This is a genomic window from Limosilactobacillus gastricus PS3, from assembly GCF_000247775.1.
Taxonomy (GTDB): Bacteria; Bacillota; Bacilli; order Lactobacillales; family Lactobacillaceae; genus Limosilactobacillus; species Limosilactobacillus gastricus_A.
The window spans coordinates 1-2,614 of the sequence record NZ_AICN01000030.1; the positions used below are offsets into that span (position 1 = coordinate 1).

Annotated in this window: 3 protein-coding genes; all 3 read right to left on the reverse strand. The window is 35.5% G+C overall.

Annotated features, from left to right (window positions below; translation table 11 throughout):
• Positions 1-186: 186 nt before the first annotated feature.
• From PS3_RS03865 to PS3_RS03875, 3 genes are read right to left on the reverse strand one after another with little or no spacing between them, the layout of a single operon-like run.
• Positions 187-705 (reverse strand): hypothetical protein, encoded by a 519-nt coding sequence (locus PS3_RS03865; protein ID WP_007122127.1) that lies wholly within the window; start codon positions 703-705, stop codon positions 187-189.
• A gap of 1 nt (position 706) precedes the next feature.
• A complete protein-coding gene (locus PS3_RS03870; protein ID WP_040468050.1) occupies positions 707-1,627 on the reverse strand; it encodes a hypothetical protein in 921 nt (306 codons plus the stop codon).
• Positions 1,620-2,489: a hypothetical protein gene (locus PS3_RS03875; RefSeq protein WP_040468051.1), complete on the reverse strand. Its 870-nt coding sequence runs from the start codon at positions 2,487-2,489 to the stop codon at positions 1,620-1,622. Before PS3_RS03875 ends, PS3_RS03870 begins: the two co-directional genes overlap by 8 nt.
• Between the last annotated feature and the right edge of the window lie 125 nt (positions 2,490-2,614).

A 2,614-nucleotide genomic window follows, 5' to 3' on the forward strand; every position in this document is an offset into this window, starting at 1 on the left:
TGAAAAAAGTCAGTTGGCCTGTTGTCAGCTGACTTTTTTATTACTCAACTTTAAAATACCTGACAAATATAATTACGCTAAAAATTATTGTTTTGGCCAATTTTTAAATATTTTTTCGCTTTTTGTCGCCCCCAAAAAAATAGTTCCTAGGAACTCAAAGAATTACCTAGGAACATTTTTTATCGATTATTTTTTTAACAAAGCTGCTTGCCACTCAGCAAAGCTTGTCATTATCTTCTGATCATCTAGTTTAAGATCAACTAACCCCAATTTTAAAAGTAAATGCCAAGCATGCTTAAAATCAGCTTGACGATGTTCAAAATATGCGCCATAAAGGAAATTTTTAATAGAAAGGTAAAGCTTATCTTGGTCGGCAACTTTACTTTGTGGCGGGAGTTGTTTGATATGTTCATAATCGGCTGGAGTCATCACAACTAAGTGGGTCCATTGTTTTTGCGCACTAAATAATAATAACCAGAAAATCACTCTGACAAACTGACGGGTTAGTTCAGTCAAATTTTCGGTCTCTTGATCATGCCATACTTCATTCCAATGACTTAATTGATATAGTTTGCCTAACTCAATATCTAAGGTCGTCATCGCATTAATCTGCCGTGCCTCCGGACCTAGCAAAATATCTTTTTGCTCCGTCATTTGACGATCAAAACTAATTGACGACTGTAACAATTTAGTAATATCTAACATTTTACTTTAAACCACTTAGATTGGATGGTCGAACCGCTAAATCGTCACGATTATCCAAATACCATTTTTGAATCAAATCGGAGCTTAACAATAAGTCGAAGAAAGAAACTCGGCTGGCTTGATCTTGGACCATAAAGTACCATTGCGGTTCTTCCAGCTGTGGATCAAATTTAATTTGTAATTTAACTTGATTCTCTAATTCCAATTCGGCCCCATTACTTTCCGGTAAGTTCATTAAGAAATAACCTGTATCCGCCGTTGCCACAAATAATTTATCGATGACGGTCGTATGTAGATCAGGCCGATTTAGATAATAGCCAAATTGATTGTCGGTATCAAGGATTCCCAAATCAATCGTAAAATTGAGTTCATTTTGTACAAACTTAGCCAAATTGATTAGTGGTGCCACGGCAGTTTGCAAGTCATTAGCCGTTTGATAGCTATGATTAGCGACAAAGAAATCCACCAAGGCTTGACTATTAAATCCCAATACCCGATGTTCTAAATCTAATGAGAACAGAGCTAAATGATATTCTTGATCAGCAAAACATACTTCATTGGTCTCAATCCGCCGCTCAAACTTAAAGGCAACATCTTCGCCCAACTCCGCAATTTGCATTCTCAGATCATTATGATCCCCTTGTAAACGAGTATTTTGCGCTTTTAAAAGGCCTAATAGACGATCAATAAAGATTAAATAGTAATCCGCAAAATTATAATGTTCTGGTAACTTCACATAGTCACTAGTTAAATCAAGTTTGGTTAAATCCTTAGTTGCATCCAATAGTACCGCCGGATCCTGATCATTAGCCAAAACATTTAGTAATTCAACATAGCGTTCACCAGTTGCTAGTCCTTGCTTGATCGAATGGCTTAATTGTTTCATTAAGGCTAGCGAACTTTTCGGTGTTTGATTACTCATGGTTTTCACCTACTTTCGTCTTTGCCAGATGATTCAAATATGCTACATACAACTGGTCGTTAGCCTTTTCAAAATCATTAAAGGAGCCAAAAACGTCATTAATACTCTTTTGTTCGTAACTTAAAATCGTATTTTCTTTGGATAAATCCAAAATAATTTTTTCGTTACGTTTAATGTTGTCTAAAGCATTATGAGTAGCTTGTTGTTCCTCATCTAATTGACTAATTTGTTGAACAATTGCTTCGCGACTTTCGCGACTTTCCTTAGATTCAAAAATTCCTGAACGGGAACTAGCCTCCCGCAAATCATCTTCCAATTGAGCCCGCTTACTCTCCCGTTCTTCTTCTGAATCTAAGAGGGCTTGTAAATGCTCATTTTCTTCCGATAATTCATTAATTTTTTCACTGTTATAACGTTTATTTTCTCTAGCTAAATCAACCGCTTGAGCCAGCTTAGTGTATTCTTCTTCGTCAAAATCAAATTTAACATTTACAACATCTAACTCACCAAATTCACGGCGATCCCACCAGTTACCAAAGAAAATACGAAAGTGTCCCTTGGTATATTCTTGGTAATAGAAAAACGGATAAGCTTTACCTAAATAATCAATTAAGTTGGTGCTTAAGAAATTGCTTAATTCATCATGCAAATTATCAACTAAGTCGACCGTACTAGGATGATTAGGTGTTAACTCTTTTCCTAATACTTCGTGATCAAACCGACTTTGATTTAATAGTTGATAGACCTTACGATCTTGATGTTGATCAATTGCTGAACTAAGGTCATTAAGATAATTAACCTTAATACCAAGTTGAGATTGAATGAAATCCCCCGTGGCGCTTTGTGTTTGTGGACTTGCCATCGTTCATACTCCTTTTAACATTAGTATCTTTATTTTAGACAATCCTAATCATAAATGACAGTCAGATGACCAAAAAGTCTTTTGATTTTCAATTCTTCTTTAAAGAATAAATAAAAAGTCGATCA

Bases quoted from the DNA above. Each gene is read 5' to 3' on its own strand.
- PS3_RS03865 (WP_007122127.1), bottom strand. From the start codon at position 705: ATGTTAGATATTACTAAATTGTTACAGTCGTCAATTAGTTTTGATCGT.
- PS3_RS03870 (WP_040468050.1), bottom strand. From the start codon at position 1,627: ATGAGTAATCAAACACCGAAAAGTTCGCTAGCCTTAATGAAACAATTA.
- PS3_RS03875 (WP_040468051.1), bottom strand. From the start codon at position 2,489: ATGGCAAGTCCACAAACACAAAGCGCCACGGGGGATTTCATTCAATCT.